Origin of the sequence: Streptomyces argenteolus (genome assembly GCF_042902585.1) — a bacterium.
Lineage (GTDB): Bacteria > Actinomycetota > Actinomycetes > Streptomycetales > Streptomycetaceae > Streptomyces > Streptomyces argenteolus.
Genome location: NZ_JBIBEG010000009.1, coordinates 52,275 through 73,237, shown reverse-complemented (window position 1 = coordinate 73,237; position 20,963 = coordinate 52,275). Strand labels below are relative to the sequence as shown.

Annotated in this window: 21 protein-coding genes; 11 read left to right on the top strand and 10 right to left on the bottom strand. The window is 72.0% G+C overall.

Translation table 11 applies throughout. The features are described from left to right. Window positions 1-1,032, bottom strand: a complete 1,032-nt coding sequence (locus ACFY8O_RS27445; protein ID WP_387906872.1) for a LacI family DNA-binding transcriptional regulator — start codon at window positions 1,030-1,032, stop codon at window positions 1-3. Window positions 1,033-1,216: 184 nt separating this feature from the next. Between ACFY8O_RS27445 and ACFY8O_RS27440 the strand changes: the two genes are divergently transcribed. Next, window positions 1,217-2,185, top strand: coding sequence for an ROK family protein (locus ACFY8O_RS27440; RefSeq protein ID WP_387906869.1), 969 nt, complete (start codon window positions 1,217-1,219; stop codon window positions 2,183-2,185). A 42-nt stretch (window positions 2,186-2,227) separates the two neighbouring features. Here the strand turns inward: ACFY8O_RS27440 and ACFY8O_RS27435 are convergent, their stop codons facing one another. Continuing rightward, the gene (locus ACFY8O_RS27435; RefSeq protein WP_387906866.1) at window positions 2,228-2,404 is read right to left on the bottom strand and encodes a hypothetical protein; all 177 of its coding nucleotides are present in this window, start codon (window positions 2,402-2,404) and stop codon (window positions 2,228-2,230) included. A gap of 195 nt (window positions 2,405-2,599) precedes the next feature. On the opposite strand from ACFY8O_RS27435, the gene ACFY8O_RS27430 reads away from it, so the two are divergent. Continuing rightward, window positions 2,600-3,655 (top strand): NUDIX hydrolase, encoded by a 1,056-nt coding sequence (locus tag ACFY8O_RS27430; protein WP_387906863.1) that lies wholly within the window; start codon window positions 2,600-2,602, stop codon window positions 3,653-3,655. A 129-nt stretch (window positions 3,656-3,784) separates the two neighbouring features. On the opposite strand, the gene ACFY8O_RS27425 is transcribed toward ACFY8O_RS27430, so the two are convergent. Together ACFY8O_RS27425 and ACFY8O_RS27420 are read right to left on the bottom strand one after the other, a co-directional pair. Further along, window positions 3,785-4,465 (bottom strand): MBL fold metallo-hydrolase, encoded by a 681-nt coding sequence (locus tag ACFY8O_RS27425; protein ID WP_387906860.1) that lies wholly within the window; start codon window positions 4,463-4,465, stop codon window positions 3,785-3,787. A 121-nt stretch (window positions 4,466-4,586) separates the two neighbouring features. Then, window positions 4,587-5,951: a dipeptidase gene (locus tag ACFY8O_RS27420; RefSeq protein ID WP_387906857.1), complete on the bottom strand. Its 1,365-nt coding sequence runs from the start codon at window positions 5,949-5,951 to the stop codon at window positions 4,587-4,589. Between the two features lie 194 nt (window positions 5,952-6,145). Between ACFY8O_RS27420 and ACFY8O_RS27415 the strand changes: the two genes are divergently transcribed. Next, window positions 6,146-7,411: a geranylgeranyl reductase family protein gene (locus tag ACFY8O_RS27415; protein WP_145810334.1), complete on the top strand. Its 1,266-nt coding sequence runs from the start codon at window positions 6,146-6,148 to the stop codon at window positions 7,409-7,411. On the opposite strand, the gene ACFY8O_RS27410 is transcribed toward ACFY8O_RS27415, so the two are convergent. Beyond that, window positions 7,395-7,850, bottom strand: a complete 456-nt coding sequence (locus ACFY8O_RS27410) for a nitroreductase/quinone reductase family protein (RefSeq protein ID WP_387906854.1) — start codon at window positions 7,848-7,850, stop codon at window positions 7,395-7,397. The two genes, ACFY8O_RS27415 and ACFY8O_RS27410, sit on opposite strands and share 17 nt — an antisense overlap. 128 nt (window positions 7,851-7,978) lie before the next feature. Here ACFY8O_RS27410 and ACFY8O_RS27405 point away from each other — a divergent pair, with 128 nt between their 5' ends. The 4 genes from ACFY8O_RS27405 (at window position 7,979) to ACFY8O_RS27390 (ending at window position 12,037) form a co-directional block, all read left to right on the top strand. Further along, entirely contained in the window at window positions 7,979-8,692 is a 714-nt protein-coding gene (locus ACFY8O_RS27405) for a TetR/AcrR family transcriptional regulator (protein WP_387906851.1), read from the top strand. Window positions 8,693-9,411: 719 nt separating this feature from the next. After that, a complete protein-coding gene (locus ACFY8O_RS27400) occupies window positions 9,412-10,773 on the top strand; it encodes a sensor histidine kinase (protein ID WP_387906849.1) in 1,362 nt (453 codons plus the stop codon). Next, a complete protein-coding gene (locus ACFY8O_RS27395) occupies window positions 10,770-11,435 on the top strand; it encodes a response regulator transcription factor (protein ID WP_387906846.1) in 666 nt (221 codons plus the stop codon). Before ACFY8O_RS27400 ends, ACFY8O_RS27395 begins: the two co-directional genes overlap by 4 nt. A 200-nt stretch (window positions 11,436-11,635) precedes the next feature. Continuing rightward, on the top strand, window positions 11,636-12,037 hold the full coding sequence (locus ACFY8O_RS27390) for a MarR family winged helix-turn-helix transcriptional regulator (protein WP_387906844.1): 402 nt from the start codon (window positions 11,636-11,638) through the stop codon (window positions 12,035-12,037). Window positions 12,038-12,308: 271 nt separating this feature from the next. Here ACFY8O_RS27390 and ACFY8O_RS27385 read toward each other — a convergent pair whose 3' ends face one another. Beyond that, window positions 12,309-12,953 (bottom strand): dihydrofolate reductase family protein, encoded by a 645-nt coding sequence (locus tag ACFY8O_RS27385; RefSeq protein ID WP_387906841.1) that lies wholly within the window; start codon window positions 12,951-12,953, stop codon window positions 12,309-12,311. Window positions 12,954-13,245: 292 nt separating this feature from the next. Between ACFY8O_RS27385 and ACFY8O_RS27380 the strand changes: the two genes are divergently transcribed. Beyond that, a complete protein-coding gene (locus ACFY8O_RS27380; protein WP_145810141.1) occupies window positions 13,246-13,980 on the top strand; it encodes a translation initiation factor IF-2 in 735 nt (244 codons plus the stop codon). 289 nt (window positions 13,981-14,269) lie between these two features. Beyond that, window positions 14,270-15,247, top strand: a complete 978-nt coding sequence (locus tag ACFY8O_RS27375) for a MerR family transcriptional regulator (RefSeq protein WP_387906838.1) — start codon at window positions 14,270-14,272, stop codon at window positions 15,245-15,247. Between the two features lie 265 nt (window positions 15,248-15,512). Here ACFY8O_RS27375 and ACFY8O_RS27370 read toward each other — a convergent pair whose 3' ends face one another. After that, window positions 15,513-16,199, bottom strand: coding sequence for a TetR/AcrR family transcriptional regulator (locus ACFY8O_RS27370; protein ID WP_387906835.1), 687 nt, complete (start codon window positions 16,197-16,199; stop codon window positions 15,513-15,515). A gap of 119 nt (window positions 16,200-16,318) precedes the next feature. Here ACFY8O_RS27370 and ACFY8O_RS27365 point away from each other — a divergent pair, with 119 nt between their 5' ends. Further along, the gene (locus ACFY8O_RS27365; RefSeq protein ID WP_387906833.1) at window positions 16,319-17,017 is read left to right on the top strand and encodes a DUF4386 domain-containing protein; all 699 of its coding nucleotides are present in this window, start codon (window positions 16,319-16,321) and stop codon (window positions 17,015-17,017) included. Here the strand turns inward: ACFY8O_RS27365 and ACFY8O_RS27360 are convergent. Then, window positions 17,014-17,619: a dihydrofolate reductase family protein gene (locus ACFY8O_RS27360; protein WP_387906830.1), complete on the bottom strand. Its 606-nt coding sequence runs from the start codon at window positions 17,617-17,619 to the stop codon at window positions 17,014-17,016. The genes ACFY8O_RS27365 and ACFY8O_RS27360 overlap by 4 nt on opposite strands. Window positions 17,620-18,001: 382 nt before the next feature. Here ACFY8O_RS27360 and ACFY8O_RS27355 point away from each other — a divergent pair, with 382 nt between their 5' ends. Further along, the gene (locus ACFY8O_RS27355; protein WP_387906828.1) at window positions 18,002-18,544 is read left to right on the top strand and encodes a GNAT family N-acetyltransferase; all 543 of its coding nucleotides are present in this window, start codon (window positions 18,002-18,004) and stop codon (window positions 18,542-18,544) included. 273 nt (window positions 18,545-18,817) lie between these two features. On the opposite strand, the gene ACFY8O_RS27350 is transcribed toward ACFY8O_RS27355, so the two are convergent. Both ACFY8O_RS27350 and ACFY8O_RS27345 read right to left on the bottom strand, forming a co-directional pair. Then, complete coding sequence (locus ACFY8O_RS27350; RefSeq protein WP_387906826.1) at window positions 18,818-19,561, bottom strand: maleylpyruvate isomerase family mycothiol-dependent enzyme; 744 nt, start codon at window positions 19,559-19,561, stop codon at window positions 18,818-18,820. Window positions 19,562-19,670: 109 nt separating this feature from the next. After that, window positions 19,671-20,894: an MFS transporter gene (locus ACFY8O_RS27345; protein ID WP_387906822.1), complete on the bottom strand. Its 1,224-nt coding sequence runs from the start codon at window positions 20,892-20,894 to the stop codon at window positions 19,671-19,673. Window positions 20,895-20,963: the final 69 nt, after the last annotated feature.

Here is a 20,963-nt window from a genome sequence, read left to right as displayed (position 1 = left end):
CTACGGCGCGGGAGGAAGCTCCCCCGAGCCGCGGGGAATGAGCCGGGTCGGGAGCTCCACCCTGGCCGGTGGGTGGGCGGCCCCGTCGAGGCGGCGGAACAGGTGTTCCGCCGCCGTACGGCCCACGGCCGCGGCGTCCTGGGAGATCACCGTGATGCCGAGCAGGTCGGCGAGCTCGATGTCGTCGAAGCCGACCAGGGCGATCCGGCGGTCGCACTCGGCGAGGACCCGCACGGCGGTGACCGTCACGCGGTTGTTGCCCGCGAAGACCGCGGTCACCGGCTCCGGGCCCGACAGCATGGCCTCGACGGCGGACCTGACCCGGCCGGGATCGGTCGGGCCGAGGGAGATCCACGCGTCCTGCACCTCGATCCCGGCGTCGGTCAGGGCCGCGTGGTACCCGCGCAGGCGTTCCGTCGCGGTGTGGATGCGGGGCTGGTCGCCGACGAAACCGATCCTGCGGTGGCCGTGCGCGACCAAGTGGGCGACTCCCGCGCGCGCCCCGCCGAAACTGTCCGACAGGACCATGTCCGCGTCGACCCGTCCCGCCGGCCGGTCGACGAACACGGTGGCGATGCCGGCCTTCATCTCGGGCTCCAGGTAGCGGTGGTCGTCACCGGCGGGGATCACGATGAGGCCGTCGACCCGCCGGGCGCAGAGGGCGAGGACGAGCTCCTGCTCGCGTTCGGGGTCCTCGGCGCTGGAGCCGTTGATCAGCAGGGCCCCGTGGGCGCGGGCCACCTCCTCGACCGCGCGGCTCAGAGGGCCGTAGAACGGGTCCGCGAGATCCTCCAGGACGAGCCCGATGGACGCGGTGCGGCCCTTGCGCAGGACGCGCGCGCTGTCGTTGCGGCGGAAACCGAGTGCCTCGATGGCCTCCTGGACGCGGCGCTCGGTGTCCGGGGTGACCCCCGGCTCGCTGTTCACCACCCGGGAGACCGTCTTGAGGCCCACGCCGGCCCGGGCCGCCACATCCTTCATGGTCGGCCTGTTGCCGTAACGGGTCTCGGAATGACGGGCGGTCTCGGCCACGGTGCGCTGTCCTGTCGTCGGGAACGGGTCGTTCCGGCCGTCCCGGCGGTACCGGGGGTGGGGCCGATTGCTGTGGCGTCGAGCATAGGCCCTGGACAACGTTGTCAAGAGAATGGAGACTGGGTGGACCACCAGACTGAAGCCGCAGGTCCTGCGCCTCACCCCCTCCGGAGAGTCCACACCGATGCATACCGACCTCGTCGCCGCGCTCGACATCGGCGGTACCAAGATCGCCGGGGCGTTGGTGGACGGCGCCGGATCCCTCCTCGTACGGGCACAGCGGCCGACGCCCGCGCAGGAGGGTGCGGAGGCGGTCATGGGCGCGGTCCGCGGCGTCCTGGCCGACCTGGCGGCCTCCCCTCTGTGGCACCGGGCGGGCGCGGTCGGCATCGGCAGCGCCGGGCCCGTGGACGCCTCCGCGGGCACCGTCAGTCCGGTCAACGTGCCCGGCTGGCGAGGCTTTCCGCTGGTGGACCGCGTGGCCGCGGTGACGGGTGGACTCCCCGTGACGCTCGTGGGCGACGGAGTCGCGATGACGGCGGCCGAACACTGGCTCGGCGCGGCCCGGGGGTACGACAACGCGCTGTGCCTGGTCGTCTCCACGGGCGTCGGCGGCGGTCTAGTCCTCGGCGGGAAGCTGCACCCCGGCCCCTCGGGCAACGCTGGCCACATCGGACACATCAGCGTCGACCTGGACGGCGACCCCTGCCCGTGCGGGGCCCGCGGCTGCGTGGAGCGCATCGCCAGCGGTCCGAACATCGCCAGGCGCGCGCTGGACAACGGCTGGCGGCCCGGCCCGGACGGCGACGCCACGGCAGCCGCGGTGGCCGCCTCCGCGCGCGCGGGTGACCCCGTCGCCGTCGCCTCCTTCGAACGGGCCGCCCAGGCGCTCGCCGCCGGCATCGCCGCCACCGCCACGCTGACGGACATCGACATCGCGGTCGTCGGCGGCGGAGTGGCCGGCGCGGGCGAGGTGCTCTTCGCGCCGCTGCGCAGGTCCCTCCGGGACTACGCCACGCTCTCCTTCGTCCAGGGGCTCACGGTCACCGCGGCCGTGATGGGCACCGACGCGGGCCTGGTGGGTGCCGCGGCGGCGGCCTCGACGGTCCGCTCCGGCGCCGCGAACGGCGTGCGGGCCGTGGCCGCGCCGTAACGACGGACGGGGAACGGGCGGGCCCGGCGAGGGCCGCGCCCGTCAATGGGCCCGGTCGGCCGGCTGCTGGGGCACCACGACCAGGAAGGCGTCACGTTCGAGATCCATCACCACCTCCGCCGGCATGCCCTCGCCGCGGCGGGCCGCGGCGAACTCCTCGGCCGGCCGGCTGCCCCGCGGCCCACCCGCGGGAAACTGCTCCAGTACCGTGCGGCGCACCGCGTACCCCCTCGTCGTTCCAGTCGCTGTCCGCTCCAACGACGTCCGGCGGTCCCTCGTCACGGTCCGGCACCCGGCCGGGCTCGTACAGTGGGACGCGCCCGGCAGCCCTTCGGCACAACCCCGTCGCCCCGCGGGGTTTCCGCAGCGGGGTGTTGCGGGCAAGCCACAGGGGGCTACGGAAGAGGGGGACCCGTGATCGTCTGGATCAACGGTGCGTTCAGTGCGGGCAAGACCAGCGCCGCGTGCGAACTGATCGATCTGATCCCGAACAGCACCTTCTACGACCCCGAGCTGACCGGCGGGGGGCTGCGCATGCTGCTCCCGCAGAAGAAGCTCGCGGAGGTGACCGACTTCCAGGACCTGCCGATCTGGCGGCGGATGGTGGTCGACACGGCCGCGGCACTGCTCGCGGAGCTCCCGGGCGTGCTGGTGGTGCCGATGACGCTGCTGCGGCAGGACTACCGCGACGAGATCTTCGGCGGGCTCGCCTCCCGGCGCATACCCGTCCGTCATGTGCTGCTCGCACCCGAGGAAACGATCCTGCGTCGGCGGATAGCGGGCCGTGAGGAATTCGCGGACGATCCCGAACACAGCGAGCGCATCCGGCAGTGGGCGTACGAACACATCGAGCCCTACCGGGCGGCGCTCGGATGGATCAGCGCGGACGCCCTCACGATCGACACCAGCGACCTCACCCCCTCCCAGACAGCGCAGCGCATCGCGGAGGCGCTGCGCACCGGTGAGGCCAAGGAGTGCGGGATAGTCCAGACCCCCGAACCACGCGCGGAGACCGTCGCGTCCGGGGTCCTGCTCTTCGACGAGCAGGACAGGGTCCTGCTCGTCGACCCCACGTACAAGCCGGGCTGGGAGTTCCCGGGCGGGGTGGTGGAGACCGGAGAGGCCCCGGCCCAGGCCGGCATCAGGGAAGTCGCCGAGGAGCTGGGGCTCAGCCTCGCGACGGAGCCGAAGCTGCTGGTGGTCGACTGGGAGGCCCCGAAGCCACCCGCGTACGGAGGGCTGCGCTTCCTGTTCGACGGGGGCCGGCTCGGCTGCGAGGAGGCGGCGCGGCTGCTGCTGCCGGGGGCGGAGCTGCGCGGCTGGCGGTTCGTCACCGAGGACGAGGCCGCACTCCTGCTCCCCCCGACGCGCTTCGAGCGGCTCCGCTGGGCCCTGCGCGCCCGCGAACGCTCCACCGTGCTGAATCTTGAGGCAGGCGTGCCGGTGGGCGTTCAGGGGCTCTCGCCCTGATCGGGCCGGCTCGATCGCGCCTGCCCCGGTCGGTACCTGGAGGAGGAAGGCCACGAGCAGCGGCGGTCCGGCCGCCGGCGCCACGATGCTCCAGTCCGGCCGGCGCCCCGCTCGTGCACGGATCGTCCGTCAGCCGGCGGCTGCCCGCAGCAGGGCCGCGGTGCCGTCGGTGAGTGGATCACCGTGGCCGAAGCACGCCACCGAGGGCGTGAGGGCGGCCAGTCGCCGGAACGACTCACGCGCCCGGGCGTGGTCGGTGTTGAAGACACCCAGCATCACCCGGCCGACCGAGGCCACGGAGTCCCCGGTGAACAGCACTCCGTGGCGGGGCAGATGAAGACCGATGGAGCCGGGTGTGTGCCCGGGGGAGTGCACCACCCGGGCACCGCCCCCGAACGGCAGCTCCTCGCCGTCCGTCAGCTCGCGGTCGACCCGGGTGGGCGGCGCCTCCGGAACCGTCAGCGCACGGGCGTACAAGGGGCGCTCCCAGTCGTGCAGGACGGGCTCCGGAGTGGGCGCCTCGCCCCGGACCACGGGGGCGTCCAGCCGGTGGGCGAGGATCTCTGCGCCGTGCCGGTCGGCGAGCTCCTGGGCGCCGCCGTAGTGGTCCCGGTGTCCGTGCGTGAGGACGATCCGGCGGATCCGGCCCGGGTCCAGCCCGAGCCCGCGCACTCCGTCCTCGATCGCGGCGGCGGCGTGCGCGTCGCCCGCGTCGACCAGGGTCAGGTCCGTGCCGTCACGCCAGAGATACGCCTGCGCGACGGAGAAGCGGAACATGTGCAGCTGCGGGGTCACCTCGACGACGTCCATGCCCGGAACGTACGCGCAGGAGGGCGCCGGTCGCCCGGAATTCTGCTCCGGGCGACTTCCGCTCAGCGCGTAGCGCCGCCCGGAGCGGTCCGTGTCACGGGGCGGGGGCTCGTCGCGGACCTCAGGCCTTCCTGGACTCCGCGTAGTTCCGCAGGAACAGCGCCTCGGCGACCGAGAGCCGCTCCAGCTCCTCGGGGGACACACTCTCGTTCACCGCGTGGATCTGTGCCTCGGGCTCGCTCAGCCCAATGAGCAAAATCTCGGCCTGCGGGTAGAGCGAAGCCAGGGTGTTGCACAGCGGGATGGAGCCGCCCATGCCGGAGGTCTGCATCTCCTCACCCGGGTAGGCGAGCCGCATGGCTTCGGCCATCGAGGTGTACGCCGGGCTGGTGACGTCCGCCCGGAACGGCTGCCCCTGGCCGACCTGTTCGACGGAGATCCGCGCACCCCACGGGGCGTGCGACACGAGGTGGGCGGTCAGCAGCTCCGTCGCCTCGGCGGCGTCCTGCCCCGGCGGCACCCGCAGGCTGATCTGCGCCCGGGCGCTCGCCTGGAGCGAGGGGGTGGCGCCGACGACCGGCGGGCAGTCGATGCCGATGACCGTCACCGCGGGCCGCGCCCAGATCCGGTCGGCGACCGTACCCGTGCCGATCAGCTCCACGCCGTCGAGCACCTTCGCGTCCTTGCGGAACTCGCCCTCGGGGTACTGCAGTCCGTCCCACTCCGCGTCCGTCGTCAGTCCGTCGACGGTGGTCGTGCCGTCCTCGGACCGCAGGGACGCCAGCAGCTGGATCATCGCGGCCAGCGCGTCGGGGGCCGCGCCGCCGAACTGCCCGGAGTGGAGGTTGCCTTCGAGCGTGTCCAGCTGGACCCGCAGCATGGTCATGCCCCGCAGCGTCGCGGTGACGGTCGGCAGGCCGACCCGGAAGTTCCCGGTGTCACCGATGACGATCGTGTCCGCGGCCAGCAGCTCCGGGTTGGCCTCGGCGTACCGCTCCAGGCCGCCGGTCCCCTGCTCCTCGGATCCTTCCGCGATCACCTTGACCGAGACCGGGACACCGCCGTTCGCCTTCAGGGCGCGCAGCGCGAGCAGATGCATGATGAATCCGCCCTTGCAGTCCGCCGCGCCCCGGCCGAACCAGCGGCCGTCCCGCTCGGTCAGCTCGAACGGCGGCGAGAGCCAGGCCGCCTCGTCCAGCGGCGGCTGCACGTCGTAGTGCGCGTAGAGCAGCACCGTGGGCGCGCCGGCGGGACCCGGCAGGTATCCGTACACCGACTGGGTGCCGTCGGGGGTGTCGAGCAGGGCGACGTCCTGGAAGTCCTCGGCGCGCAGGGCGTCGGCGACCCAGCCGGCCGCCGCCTCGCATTCGCTCCTCGGGAACTGCGCGGGGTCCGCCACCGACCTGAAGGCCACCAGCTCAGCGAGCTCCGCCTTCGCACGGGGCATCAGTGAGGCAACGGTCTCGGAAATCGGGTGGGCGGTCATGGGCACGCTCCTCGTGGGTGCGACGTTAGGACTGTGGCGCGGTGAGTACGCGACCGTGGGCGACGCCGTGGGTGCGACGTTGCGTGTACGACGAATTCATGGCTGATCCTCCCACAGCGGAGTTCGGCCGCGTCGCGCCGTAGGATGCCGTGAGCAACTGGGGCCACTGGTCGGATCGGGAGCAGAAGCACATCGTGAGCAGCGAGAACGCAGACGCCGGACGTGAGCCGGAAGAGTCGTCGTCGGTACCGCAGGAGTCCTCGGTATGGGACGTCGTCGTGGTCGGCGCGGGCCCGGCCGGAGCTTCCGCGGCGTACGCGGCGGCCGTGGCGGGCCGCCGGGTGCTGCTGCTGGAGAAGGCGGAGATCCCCCGCTACAAGACCTGCGGCGGCGGAATCATCGGGTTCTCACGGGATTCGCTGCCGCCCGGCTTCGAACTGCCCCTGAAGGACCGCATCCACGCGGTGACCTTCTCGCTGAACGGCAAGCTTTCCCGTACCCGGCGGTCCAAGCGCATGCTCTTCGGGCTGATCAACCGCCCTGAGTTCGACGCGGGACTTGTGGAGGAAGCGCAGAAGGCCGGCGCCGAGCTGCGCACGGGCGCGGCGGTGGTACGGGTGGAGCAGCACGGCCCCGCCGTGCCGGACCGGCGCACGGTCGCCGTGGTGCTGTCCGGAGGCGAGACGGTGCTCGCCCGGGCCGTCGTCGGCGCGGACGGAAGTGCGGGCCGGATAGGGGCTCATGTCGGCGTGAAGCTGGACCAGGTCGACCTCGGCCTCGAGGCGGAGATCCCCGTACCGGAGACGGTGGCCGAGGACTGGGCCGGCCGGGTGCTCATCGACTGGGGTCCGATGCCCGGGAGTTACGGCTGGGTCTTCCCCAAGGGCGACACCCTGACCGTCGGGGTGATCTCGGCCCGCGGCGACGGCGCGGGCACCAAGAGGTATCTGGAGGACTTCGTCGGCAGGCTGGGTCTCGCCGGCTTCGAGCCGAAGATCTCCTCCGGTCATCTGACCCGCTGCCGGAGCGAGGACTCCCCGTTGTCCCGCGGACGCGTGGTCGTCTGCGGCGACGCGGCCGGGCTGCTGGAGCCCTGGACCCGGGAGGGCATCTCCTTCGCCCTGCGTTCCGGCCGGCTCGCCGGGGAGTGGGCCGTGCGCATCGCGGAGTCGCACGACGCGGTCGACGCCCGGCGGCAGGCCCTCAACTACGCCTTCGCCATCAAGGCCGGACTGGGTGTGGAGATGGGCGTCGGACGGCGCATGCTCCGGCTCTTCGAGCGGCGGCCCGGTCTCCTGCACGCGATCCTGACGGGTTTCCGGCCCGCGTGGAACGCCTTCGCGGGAGTCACCCGGGGGACCACCTCTCTCGCCGAGCTGGTCCGCTCGCATCCGCTGGCCCAGCGCGCGCTCCATGTGATGGACCGCCAGGGAGCGGACGGGGTCAGCTCTCGACCGTGATGCGGAAGACGGGGTGGTCGGGGCAGGCGGCGAGGAGTTCGGCGTCGGTCGACTTCGCCGTGATGCCCTGGAAGTACTGGTTGACCTCCCAGCCCCACCGCTTCAGGTAGGCGCGGACGATCCGTACCTTCTGCTCGTCGTCCGCGATCTCGACGGCGGTGAACGTGCGGATCGTGCGGCCCACCCGCAGCTCTCCGCCGCCGGCGACCCGCATGTTGCGCACCCACTGCGAGTGGCCGCGGGCGGAGACGAGGTACTGCATGCCCTCGTGGCGGTGCGGGTTCACGGGGATGCGCTGCATCTGCCCGCTCTTGCGGCCCCGCACCGACATCTCGGCGGTGCCGAGCAAGCTCAGGCCGTGACGGGCGAGACGGCCGACGACGCTGTTCATCCGGACGGTGAGGGCGCTGCCCCGGAGGTAGTACGGCTGCTGGGCCATGGTGAGCTCCTGCCATCAAGAGAGCGGTGCTCTCGCTTTGGAGCAGTGTGCACGAGTGTGCCGCTCCGAAGCAAGAGCACTGCTCTCGCTTGTGTTCAGTGCTCCGATCGCGTGGCACACTGATCTCCATGAGCACCATCCGAGGAGCCAGGGAACGCGCCCGTGTCGAGGTCACCGCGGCGATCAAGGACGAGGCCAGGAGACAACTGGCGGCGGAAGGCGCCGCGAAGCTCTCCCTGCGCGCCGTCGCCCGGGAACTCGGCATGGTCTCGTCAGCCCTCTACCGCTACTTCCCGAGCCGCGACGACCTGCTGACGGCCCTCATCGTCGATGCCTACGACGCCGTGGGCGAGGCCGCGGAGGCCGCACGTGCGACCCCTGGAGGCTCGGCCGGCCCGCACTCCGCCCGTTGGACGACTGTCGCCTGCGCCGTCCGGGCCTGGGCTCTGGCCCACCCCCACGAGTACGCGCTGATCTACGGTTCGCCGGTGCCCGGGTACAGCGCCCCGCAGGACACCGTCGGCCCCGCGTCGCGCGTCGGCCTCGTGTTCATCGACCTCGCCCGCGACGCCCACCGCACGGACGGACTCGCCGCCCCCCGGCTGGAGGCAGAGCTGCGCCCCGAGGCCGCCCGGCTGGCCGCCGACCTCGCTCCCGACCTGCCACCGGCCGTCGTGGCCGCCCTGGTCTCCGCATGGGCGCAACTCTTCGGGCTGATCTCCTTCGAGCTCTTCGGCCAGTTCGACCGCGTCGTCGAGGCACGCGACCTCCTGTTCCGGGGCGCCGCCGCCGATCTCGGACGGTCGGTCGGCCTGCTGGACGGGCGGACCGCGAAGGAGTAGCCGAGCAGCCGGAACCGGCGTGCGGCAGAGAGCGCTGCCGGAACCTGCATCTGACGGCTCGGACTGCCTGACCGCATCTGACGAAAGGGACCGCCGGCCCCTGAGTCCGAGGGAGATGGCTGCCCGAACCGGAGCCCGGCGCCCGGCTTACGGCTCGTGGGAGGGGCTCAGGGGTCGCCCGTCGGGTACGGGTGGCACGAGACAGGCCTCCGTGCCGCGAGGGCCAGGGACGGTACGGGCATTCCGATACGGGGATTCCGGGCGGATCCGTGACCGCAGGCCTGAGCATGCGGCGCCGTGAGGGACGCCGGTACATGTCCCAAGCTTCCGGGGCCGGGAGGGCGCCGGAGACCCCCGGTCGCAGAGCGAGCACGCCGGCGGCGTCAGGGAAGGGCCTCCGGGGTGAGAAGGCTCGGCACGTAGGCCTCCGTACGAGTACGCCTCCGTATGCAGGCGACCGGGAACGCAGGCGCTCGGGAACGAAGGCGCTCGGGAACGAAGGCGCCCGGGAACGCAGGCGCCCGGGAACGCAGGCGCCCGGGAACGCGGGCTCCCGGCCAGCCGCTGCACCGCCGGCCTGATCCTCGCGTACGGCAGGCCCCCGAGCGACGCGAGGAAACGGCGGGGCATCCGCCCGGTCGTGTACTCCGCGGGGAGTACACGGCGCCACCTCGCCCGGCTGATGCGTGCCCGGGCCCCCCGCGTCTAGCGTGGGCCGTATGCATGAGCAGCGAGCGGACCCCGGCGTGCCCCGCCGGGGGTTGGCCGGCCGCCGCCTGGCCGGACACGGTCCGCCGTGGCACGGGCGGTTCACCCGCCGGACAGGGCGCGGCGACGACGACCCCGGGCGGTACGGTTCCCCGGCGAGGCCTGGAGACCCGCGCCCGCGGAGCCGCCGGCTCCCGTGGCCTTCCACGGTCGTGCTCGCCGTGGTCGTGATGGCCGGGACGAACGTCGCCGCCCACGGCCAGGACCGCGAACCGCTGGGGCTCGCCGCCCGGCTGCTCCTGCTGGCCGCGGTCGCGGTGCTCCTCGTGCGCCACCGCCACCCCGTCGCCGCCGTCGCCGGCACGTGCGCGGCGACGCTCGTCTATCTCGGGCTGGGGTATCCGTACGGCCCCGTCTTCCTCGCCGTGGCCGTTGGCTGCTTCAGCGCCATCGTGTCGGGGCACCGCGCGGCGGCCTGGTGGTCGCTGGGCACGCTGTGGGCGGGGCACCTGCTGGCCGCGCACTGGCTCTACCGCTGGCTGCCACCGGACGGCGACGGACCCGCACCCTGGGCTCAGGAAGCGTTCGTCACCGCGTGGGTCGTGGCGATCGTCGCCGCGGCGGAGCTGCTCCGGGTGCGCCGTGAGCAGTGGGCGGCCGCGCGGGCCGAGCGTGAGGCGGCCGAGAAGCGGCGGGCCGACGAGGAACGGCTGCGCATGGCACGCGAACTGCACGACGTCCTGGCCCACAGCATCTCCGTCATCAACGTCCAGGCGGGGGTCGGCCTGGCGCTTCTCGACTCGGATCCGGAGCAGGCCCGTACCGCCCTGACGACGATCAAGTCGGCCAGCAAGGAGGCCCTGGACGAGGTCCGGCAGGTGCTGGAGAACCTCAGAGCTCCGGGTGACGCCCCAAGGGCCCCGGCCCCCGGACTCGACCGCCTGCCCGAACTGGTCGACCAGGCAGCCGCAGCGGGCCTCACCGTGACCGTCGAGAGCCGGCACCCCCTGCCCCGGATCCCGCCGGGGACCGACCTCGCGGCGTTCCGGATCGTGCAGGAAGCCCTGACCAACGTGGTGCGGCACTCCGGATCGCGTACGGCGCTGGTCCGGATCGCCCACGGGGCGACCCACATCGAGCTGCTGGTGGACGACGAGGGACCTGCCACGGGGGATCCCACCGGGGGTGGCGGCAGCGGACTCGTCGGCATGCGGGAGCGGGCGGCGGCGCTGGGCGGGACGATCGACGCCGGACCACGTCCCGACGGCGGCTTCCGGGTAGCGGCGGAGCTGCCCCTGCGGCCCGTAAGGAGCGGCCCCACCTCGCCGGCCGAGCGGGAGAGACGCTCGGGGAAGAGCGGGGAGGCGCCATGATCCGCGTCCTGCTGGCCGACGACCAGGTGCTGGTCCGGGCGGGATTCCGCGCGCTCCTGGACGCGCAGCCCGACATCGAGGTCTCGGGGGAGGTCGCCGACGGAGCGGAAGCCGTGCGCCTGGTACGCGAATCGCGTCCCGACGTGGTGCTCATGGACATCCGGATGCCGAGGCTCGACGGGCTGGCCGCGACCCGCGCCATCACCGCCGACCCTGAACTCGACGAGGTGAAGGTGGTCATGCTCACCACCTTCGAACTGGACGAGTACGTGTTCGAGGCCATCCGTTCCGGGGCCTCCGGCTTCCTGGTCAAGGACACCGAACCGGAGGAGCTGCTGCGGGCGGTGCGCGCGGTGGTGGGCGGGGACGCCCTGCTCTCCCCGGGAGTGACCCGTCGCCTCATCGCCGAGTTCGCCGCCCGCTCGAAGGAGCCGGTCGGCGGCGCGGTCCTGGACGAGCTGACCGACCGCGAGCGCGAGGTGATGGCGCTGGTCGGCATGGGACTCTCCAACGAGGAGATCGCCCGCAGGCTCGTCGTCAGCCCGCTCACCGCCAAGACCCATGTCAGCAGGGCCATGGTCAAGCTGGGCGCCCGCGACCGGGCCCAACTCGTCGTATTGGCCTACGAGTCAGGGATCGTGCGGCCAGGCTGGCTCGGCTGACCTCGCCAGGACCGGGCTCCACGGCGCTGGGCGAGCCCGTCCATGCCTCCTTGGCCGGCTCGACGCGCTGAGGGAGCCCGGTCATGCGTCCTCGCCCGGCTCGACGCGCTGGGCGAGCCCGTCCATGCGTCCTCGCGTGTGCGGCTGTCGCGCTCCGCTGCGCGGGCATCGGGGTGAAGCGCCTCTGTTAGCGTTCCGTCATGGCAGCGAAGAAGTCCGAGCGGTCGCTCGTCGAGGAGTGGCGTGCCCTGCTCGCGCTGCATGCCAGGACCGTGGGCGAGCTCGATCGGGCACTGGACCGGCACGGGCTGGGAGCCAGTGACTTCGAGGTCCTGGACATCCTGGCGGAGCGCGCGGGCGACGGCGGCCCCTCCTGCCTCCGCGTCCAGGAGATCGCCTCCCGGACCCACCTCAGCCAGAGCGCGCTGTCGCGGCTCGTGGCGCGGCTCGAGAGGGACGGCCTCGTACGCCGCGCGATGTGCGTCGAGGACCGGCGCGGCGTGCACGTGGAACTGACGGATGCCGGCCGGGACCGCCATGCGGAGGCCCGGCCGATCCAGCGGGACGTGCTGTCCCGGATGCTGAACGGGACGGGCGGCTGACGCACGTACACGACCCCATGGATCCGCTCTGCAAGGGGCGGGCGCCGGGTCCCGCGTGAGCGCACGAGAGGGACGCCCCGACAGCGCGCGCTCTCACCCCTGCGTGACGGTGACGGGCAGCGGGGCCCGGCACGGAACGGGGGCGTGTGCTCCCGTTGCCCCTGCTGGTCAGCTGCTCGGTCGAACACGCGCACCGCTCGCGGGGCCGGGATGTGCGTCCTGTTGCCCCGGGCCGCAGACCGAGAGGGAGCGCTGCCCGTGCAGACGCTCGCTACGGCCGGGTGAAGGTCATGTGGGTGACACCGCTGGGGGTTGTCACGGACTCGATCCGGAAGCGCTGCTCCAAGCCCTCGAGGCCGTCCCACAGACGCTCGCCACGGCCCAGAACGATCGGGACGACGGCGATGTGCAGGTGGTCGACGAGGTCCGCGGCGAGGAACTCGCGGACCGTGGTCGGCCCGCCGCCGATCCTCACGTCCAGGTCGCCCGCGGCCTCGCGCGCCTGACGGAGTGCCTCCTGCGGCGTGGCGTCGATGAAGTGGAAGGTGGTGCCGCCCTCCATCTCCACCGGGGGCCGGGGGTGGTGCGTCAGGACGAACACCGGAGTGTGGAACGGCGGGTTGGACCCCCACCAGCCCTTCCACTCGTCGTCCTCCCACGGCCCACGCTGGGGACCGAACTTGTTGCGGCCCATGATCTCCGCTCCGATGCCGGCATCCCAGGTACCGGCGATGGCGGCGTCGACCCCCGTGCTCCCGTCCGCCTGGCCCTGCATCCGCTGGAAGGTCCTGGTCGGGAAGAACCACTCATGGAGCCGCGCGCCGGCATGGCCGAACGGAGTGTCGAGACTCTGACCCTCACCGGTGGCGAACCCGTCGACGGAGACGGAGAAGTTGTGGACCCTCACGCGGGACATGGCATGGACTCCTGCCCTCGAAGCGATGTGCTGGTAGATCCCGATCAGCAAGTGCGAGGAATTCTAGACTCGGTGACGGCCCGTGAGGCGCACCTGTGCGTCCTCCCGCCCGAACCCGCCCGCCCGGACCTTCGAACTCCTCCAGGCAGCCTACGAGCAGGCACCCGCAGGCGGCACCTCCGACGCCGTCTTCTCATGGCCCCCGGCTGTCGGTCCGGCTGAGTACGATCACCCCGACCGGTGCGAGCAGACGAACGGCTGCCCGCCGCCCGTGGCACCGGAAAGGGGAGGCATGCGCCGAATACTCCTGCTGGCTCCGTTGTTGCTGCTCACGGTCGGCTGCGGGGTGGTGCAGTCCTCCGACGAGGAGGCGACCGACGCCGCCCGGAAGGTGGCCAGGAGGGCGGGCGAGCTGCTCCACGGCCAGCGCCCGCGCACGGCGGAGGAGGTCGGCCGCTCCGCGTCCGGTATCGACGGGGTCGAGGTACTGCGGGTGACGGGTGCCTCGACACACGACGGGGACGGCATCGACGTGGTCGTCCGTACGTCCGGCACGGCGTACAACGGCTGGTTCGACGTCGAGGAGGTCACCGTGAGCCGCTGCTTCACGGTGCGGGTGTCGCCCCGCACGGAATGGGGCGAGGAGCCCCGCGACGTGGACTGTCCGGACGGCCTTCCCATGACTTTCCCCCCGCCACCCGAGCCGCCCCCGCTGCCGTACGAGGAGCTCCGCACGAAGCTGCCCAGGGTGTCCGAGGACGGCCGGGTGGACGAGGCGGAGGTCCGCCGGGTGCTCGCGTCCCTGGACCTGCACCCGGAGATCCGTACCGAGGTCGAGGCCGACGGGGGCCGGGTCGGCGTCCTGCTGTCGGTGGAGGGCAACGGTTTCGACGCGCAGGACTGCCTGCTCGCCCATGTGGAGCCCGGCGGCACCGACGTGTGGGTGCCGTCTCGGATCCAGAGGATGCCCGGCGAGGGCGGCTGCAGCATCGGCAATGCCCTGGATCCGCAGCCGTCCCCGCACTGAGCGGACCGTTCCCGCGGGCTCGCCAGGCCGGACGCGGCCAGAGCCCGCCCCGTCCAGTGTTCTCGCTCAGCGGTGACTGATCGCCCGGTTGCCCGGGGGACAGCACGGCCCCGCCACGTACCCCCGGCCGTCGCTCGCTCGGCACGTGCACGGCGTGGCTGTTTCCTCCTGGCGGTGAGGGGTGCGCGCAACGCATGCCTCGGTCACCACCCGGAGGTCATCTCGTGCTCGGGGACCTGGTGGGGAATGGACTTGAGTCTCCAGTGACTGGAGACAGCAGAGTAGGGGCATGGACGATACGACCCTCTACTCGATCGGGGAGCTTTCCCGGCGGACCGGCTTGTCCGTGAGGACCATCCGGTTCTACTCCGATTCGGGGGTGGTAGCGCCGACCACCCGAAGCCCCGCCGGTTACCGGCTCTACGGCCTCGACGCACTGCTTCGTCTGGAACTCCTCCGCACCCTGCGCGAACTGGGCATGGACCTGGCCACGATTCGCCGGGTACTGGACCGCGAGCTCCCGGTGGCGGAAGTCGCAGCGGCGCACGCCGATGCCCTGGACGTCCAGATCCGGTTGCTGCAACTGCGTCGGAGCGTTCTGCGCGTCGTGGCCGCACGCGGGTCCAGTCCCGAGGAGACCCACCTCATGCACAGGCTCACACAGCTGTCCGGAGAGGAACGCCGACGTCTGATCGACGACTTCGTGGATGGCACGTTCGGCTCGGTGGAGGCCGACCCGACCGCCGTGGCCATGGTTCGCGCTGCCACGCCCGACCTCCCCGACGATCCGACCGGCGAGCAGGTCGCCGCGTGGGTGGAGCTCACGGAGCTGGTCGGAGACGAGGACTTCCGCGCCCGGATGCGCCGGGCGGCCGTACGCCAGGCCGCCGGGCGCCCCCTCGACATCGAATGCGATGCAGGCGAGGAACTGATGGAGTTCACCCGCCAGAAGGTCGCCGGGGCCGTGGAGTCGGGCATCGACCCGCTCGGCGACAGGGCCGCACCCGTCATCGACGACCTCGTGCACCGCTTCGCCACGGTGCTCGCGCGCACGCCTGACACGGAATTCCGGGACTGGATGGCCGAGCAGTTCGAAGAGGCGCACGACCCCCGGGTGGACCGGTACTGGCGGCTGGTGTGGATCGTCAACGGCTGGCAGGTGGTACCGCACCTGACCCCGGTGTATCCCTGGCTCATCCAGGCCCTGCGAAAGGACCGTGGCGCGTTGCCGCCGGGACCGCGCACACGCTCGGTGACGTCGAGCTGATCACGCGCGCGGTCATGTCGGCGCTGCTCGGACGTACCTCTGAGCGGCGCCGGCTCCGCTGCGCCGGGCGGGTCTTCGGGCACCTGCTTCCCCACATGCCCCAGCGGCCGAACGCGCGGACCCGGCGGCCTGGGGCCAGCAACCCTGCTTCCCGGGACGGGAATTGACTGCGATCGCTTCGACCACCTCCCGGTGATCCCGGCACCGCCCACCCCGCTCCGGCGTCCGGTCCGCAAGGGACGGCTCCATCTGTGCGCACTGCGCGTCAGTCAACAGCACGCGCGGACGTCCAGCCTTGGCGGCGGAGGCTTTCGAAGCCGTTCAGCAGGAGATCCAGGGCGAATTCGAACTCGAACTGGTCGTCACAGCCGCCACCGACCGTGGGACTCCCGTCGTGGGTGGCCGTCGCCGCAAGTTCCGCGATGTGGGGGTAGCTCGCCGCCAGCCCGGGGTCGGGCGGTCCGGAGGGGCCCGAGGCGTCGAAGAGTTCCTGACTGAAGCCGAGCAGGCGGCTGCCCATCGCATGCATGACGTGGTGCGTGAGGTCGGCGGAGAGGCCGCCCTCCCGGAAGCTGCCGGCCATCGAGTCCAGGTACGACAGCACTGCCGGGGTGGGGCCGGTCCGCGACTCGATGACCCTGGCTGCCCAGGGGTGGCGCAGCAGGACCCGCCGGGCGGAGAGGATCCGTGCGCGGACCACGCTCTGCCAGTCGGGGCCTTCAGCCGGCGGGTCGATCTCTCCGACCACGGTGTCGAGCATGCCGTCGAGCAGCTCCTCCTTGTTGCCCACGTGCTTGTAGAGGGCCATCGGTACGACGTCCAGCTCCTGCGCGAGCCTGCGCATGCTGAGCGCATCGATGCCGGTGGCGTCGGCGAGCGCGACGGCGGCGCGCAGGACGCGGTCCCGGTTCAGGGGGATCCGGTGGGTGTGTGCGGCTTCCTGCCGGGTCATCTCGGTTCGGCCCTTTCCCGTCTCTACAGCGTCCTTTCCTTGACGAGTGTACGCCGTACACCTATGCTCGCCGCCAGGTGTACGGCGTACACCACCGTCGAGTGGGGGGTACCGAGAAGATGAGTCCTGACCGGAGAACCGCGGTGGCCGTCGGGTCACTGTTCCTGCTGACCGAGGCCGCCGCGATAGCCGGGGCCGTGCTGTACCGCCCTCTGCTGGGAGCGGCGGACGGCCGGCTCGCGCAGGGTGCCGACACGGGGGCGCTGCTCGGGGTGGTCTGCGAGGTGGTGCTGGTGGCGGCGGTGGCCGGAACCGGGGCGGCGTTGTTCCCCGTCCTGCGCCGCCACGGCGAAGGGCTCGCGCTCGGATACGCCTTCGGGCGACTGCTGGAGGCGGCCATCATCGCCTTCGGGATCGTCGCCGTCCTCGCACTCGTCACCCTGCGACGGGGTACGGGGACGGCGGAAGGCGCCGACGCCGCACTGGTGGCCGTGCACGACTGGGCGTTCCTGCTCGGGCCCAACATCGCCCTCGGCCTGAACACCGTCCTGCTCGCCCACCTGGCGTACCGCGCACGGCTCGTGCCGCGTTTCGTCGCCGTGCTCGGGCTGGTCGGCGGCCCACTGATCTGCACCTCGGCCGTCGCCGTGATGTTCGGTGCCTGGGCGCAGCTCTCTGTGGCGGGGTCGATCTGCGCGCTCCCGGTGTGCGCCTGGGAGTTGGGTCTGGCCGGGTGGCTGATCGTCAGGGGGTTCGGGCCCGGCTCAGGCGCGAGCCCTCGCCGGACGCGATCGGATGAGCTGAACGAAACGGCCTAGTAGCTGTCGTAGCTGGGCTTGCCGGTCGGCCGGTAGACGCCGACGACGGTGCCGCTCTTCGTCGTCGAGACACTGACCGGCTCCAGCCCGGTGGGGACCGCTCCGTCGGCGAACAGCCGCTTGCCGGTGCCGATGATCACCGGATGAATGGTCAGCCGGTACTCGTCGACCAGATCGTTCCGCATGAGTGTCTGGGCCAGATCGCCGCTCCCGACGACGTTGATGTCACCGCCGTCGGATGCCTTCAGCTCGCGTACGGCGTCGGCGGCATCGCCCTCCAGCAGGGTGGAGTTCTCCCACTCCAGGGACGTGAGGGTCCGAGACGCCACGTACTTGCGCATGCCGTTCATCCGCTCGGTGAACGGGTTGCCGGGATCGGCGGTCGGCCAGTACGCGGCGAAGATGTCGTACGTCTTGCGGCCGAGCAGCATCGCGTCGGCGGGCTCGTACCAGCCGGCGATGGCCGCGCCGACCTCGTCGTCGGACACCGGCTTCTGCCAGCCGCCGTGCTCGAAGCCGCTCTCGGCGTCCTCGTCCGGCCCGCCCGGCGCCTGCATCACGCCGTCCAGCGACAGGAACGTGCAAACGATGATCTTACGCATGGTGTGCGCTCCCTTCGTGTCGATGGGTGGACTGCCCGGGCGCCGCAAACTCATCGGTGGAGCCGGCCCGGCGCTCACCCCGTCACCCCCATGGATCACCCTCGGCACCCCGGGGTGACCCCGCCGCGTCGAGGGCTTCGGAGCACCGACCTGCGACGAAGTCACCCTCAGGAGGTACGGACCATGTCCGGAGCGATCCCGGCAACGTGGGGCTCCGAGGGCAGCGCCGCAGGGAGTGACTGATCCACAACGGCGGCGGCCCGCTGAACCGGGCGGCGCGCACCCGACCAGTGGCGAATCTTTGGTGCAGCTCACCCCGGCCGTGTATCGGGAGTACCAGGTAAGGAGTGTGCGGAGTGCGTCTCTGATCCAGAATGCTCAGATGGCCAGGCTTGAGACTCCTCGTGTGATTCTGCGTCGCTGGCGTGTGGATGACGTCGTGCCCATGGCTGCTTTCCATGCAGATCCCGAGGTCATGCGGTGGATCGGCGACGGAGGTGTCCGTGACGAGGAACAGACTCGCCTCGGCATCGAGGCAATGGAACGCGAGTGGGAGACTCGGGGCTTCGGCCTGTTCGCTGTGGAGATTCGCTCCACCGGCGAGCTGGCAGGGTTCACCGGTCTGTCGGTCCCCCAGTACATGCCGGAGCTTCTGCCTGCGACCGAGGTCGGCTGGCGACTGGGTCGTGCCCACTGGGGGCAGGGCCTGGCCACGGAGGCTGCCGCTGCTGCCGTGCGGTTCGGGTTCGAGCACTGCGGGGTGGACCGGATTGTCGGTGTCGCCCAGCTGGGCAACGACGCCTCCGGACGAATCATGACGAAACTGGGGATGCGACCGGTCCGGGAGAGTGTCGATCCAAGCTGCGGTCGTCGCGTACGGGTCTTCGAACTTTCGTCGGAGCAGTACGTCACGGCCATTCGATGACGGCCGCCACGAGGACAGGGGTTTCGTAGCCGCGCGTGCGAAGGCGGCGCGGTCGTAGCCCCCGCCCGCCGCCCGTACTCCGCAGGCGTGTCCTGCCAGGGAGTGCCGGTCCGGCCATGGAACGCAACTGCCTCCGCGGCCGGACGGGCGGGTGCCCGGCCCCCTGCCATGGGGCGACAACGGCTCCGGCATCGCCCACTGTTCGTCCCTGAGATCTCCCCTGCGCATGAACCGAGATCATGCAGAGTTCATGATCCACTCCAGAGACATGACCTATACGACGGCGGAGTTCTCAGCCCACAGCCGCGCCAGTTCGCGGTCGCCCGTCTGCTCGACGGACGAAGGGGGCAGGCGGTTCCACAGGGTGAGGAGGAGCTGGTCGGCGGACCCGCTCAGGGTGCAGTCCGCCGTGGTGTCCGCCTCCTGGCCTCGTACCGTCACGGGAGGCTCGGCGGACAGGCGCACGGTCCACACCGCGTCCGTGTCCGTGGTCCTCACCCGCAGGGTGCGCGGCGCGTCCGTGCGCACCCGGCTCTTGGGGCGGGCGTGGAAGCCGGCGAGCAGTTCGTCGATGCCGTCCACCGCGTGAAGCGGTGCCACGGGTGCCGGGGCTCCACCGCGCGCCGACTCGGCGTCCACCCGGTGGATCCTGGTCTCATGGGCCTGGCGCCGTGCCCAGAACGCGAGGGGTGACGGGGCCCCGAAAAACGTCCAGCACTCCAGGTCCGCGGGCGCGGCCCGGAGTGCGTCGACCAGCAGGCCGTGGCCCTCAGCGAACCAGTCCAGCAGCGCGTCGCCGTCCAGATCGGGTTCCTTGCCCTCGGGGTGGTACGCCCGGTGCCCCTCCACGATGAACGCGGTCGCCCAGCGGTGCACGACTCCGGTGTGCCTGAGAAGATCGCGTACCCGCCAGTCCGGACAGGTCGGGACCGGTGCGTCGCATCCTGCTTCACGGGCGGCGGAGGCGAGTGAAAGCCCCTCCGCTTCAAGGGCTGTGAGGTGCTCCGATATCTCCACGCCCGCGATTGTGCCAGAACCTCGGACGCCCTGAGGGTGCGCCGAGCGACCGGTGCGGGGGCTCCCCCGGGCGCCGGGCAAGACGTCCGTAGTGCGGCTGCTCAACCGGTCAGGTGTTCCCCGCGTTGCTGGCCGCGTAGCCCAGTACCGCCGCCGTCGCGGCGAGCAGAGTCACCGTGGTGAGGGCCACCGGCAGCGAGAACCAGTCGGCGAGGAAGCCGATGACCGGCGGCCCCAGGAGCATTCCGCCGTAGCCGAGTGTGGACGCGGCGGCCACCCCGCTCGGGCCGGCCAGAGCTCCCGCCCGTCCCACCGCGACGGGGAATATGTTGGCGAGTCCCAGACCGGCCACGGCGAAGCCCAGCAGCGCGAGCCAGACGGTCGGGGCGAGTGCGCCGAGCAGCATGCCCGCCGCGGCCGTGACCCCGCCCGTCACGAGTGTGCGGGTCTGCCCGAAGCGTTCGAGCAGCGAGGTGCCGCTGAGTCTGCCGATGGCCATGGTCAGGGCGAACAGGGAGTATCCGGCGGCGGCGAGCCCGGGCGCCGCGTCCAGGTCCTGGCTGAGGTGCAGGGCGCCCCACTCGGCCAAGGCGCCCTCGCCGTAGGCCGTGCAGAGCGCGATGACACCGAAGAGGACCACGATCCGCCGTGCGCGTGTGCCCATCTTCCTGGGCTGTTCCGCGGTGCCGGCCGCCGGTTCCGGGGGAGGTGGCGCGGCGGCACGGCTGCTCATCAGTACCGGCCCGGTGGCGGCGGTGACGAGGAGCCCGGTCCCCGTGAGTGCGAGGAGGTGCGTCGCGGGAGAGAGGCTGCCCGCGACCAGTCCGCCGAGCCCCGCGCCGGCCATGCCGCCGAGGCTGAACGCGGCGTGGAAGCTGGGCATCACCGGGCGCCGCATCGCGGTGACCAGGTCCACGGCCGCGCTGTTCATCGCGACGTTCATCCCGCCGTACGCGGCGCCGAAGAGCAGGAGGACCAGGCCGAGGGTGAGAGCCGAACCCGTCTGTGCCGGAAGGGCGATGCTCAGGGACAGCAGCACCCCGCAGACCACGGTGACGGCGTGGCTCCCGTAACGACGGCAGAGCCTGCCGGTGAGCATCATCGTGATCACCGCACCGGCGGAGACCCCGAGCAGCGCGAGCCCAAGGGTGGAGGCGGTGGCTCCGGTCTGGTGCTTGATGGCCGGGATACGGACCACCCAGCCTGCGAACAGGAAACCGTCGAGGGCGAAGAACAGGGTCAGCGCGGTACGGAGGCGTACGAGCGAGGGTGGGGCGGTGTCTCCGCCCAGTCCCCCCGACAGGGCCGTCCGCAGTTTGTTTACTTGCGGCACAAAGTGAGCATAGAGGTGTTCCGGCGACCCACGCAAGACGGCTGCGCCGGTGGCCGCCCGGTGAACCGT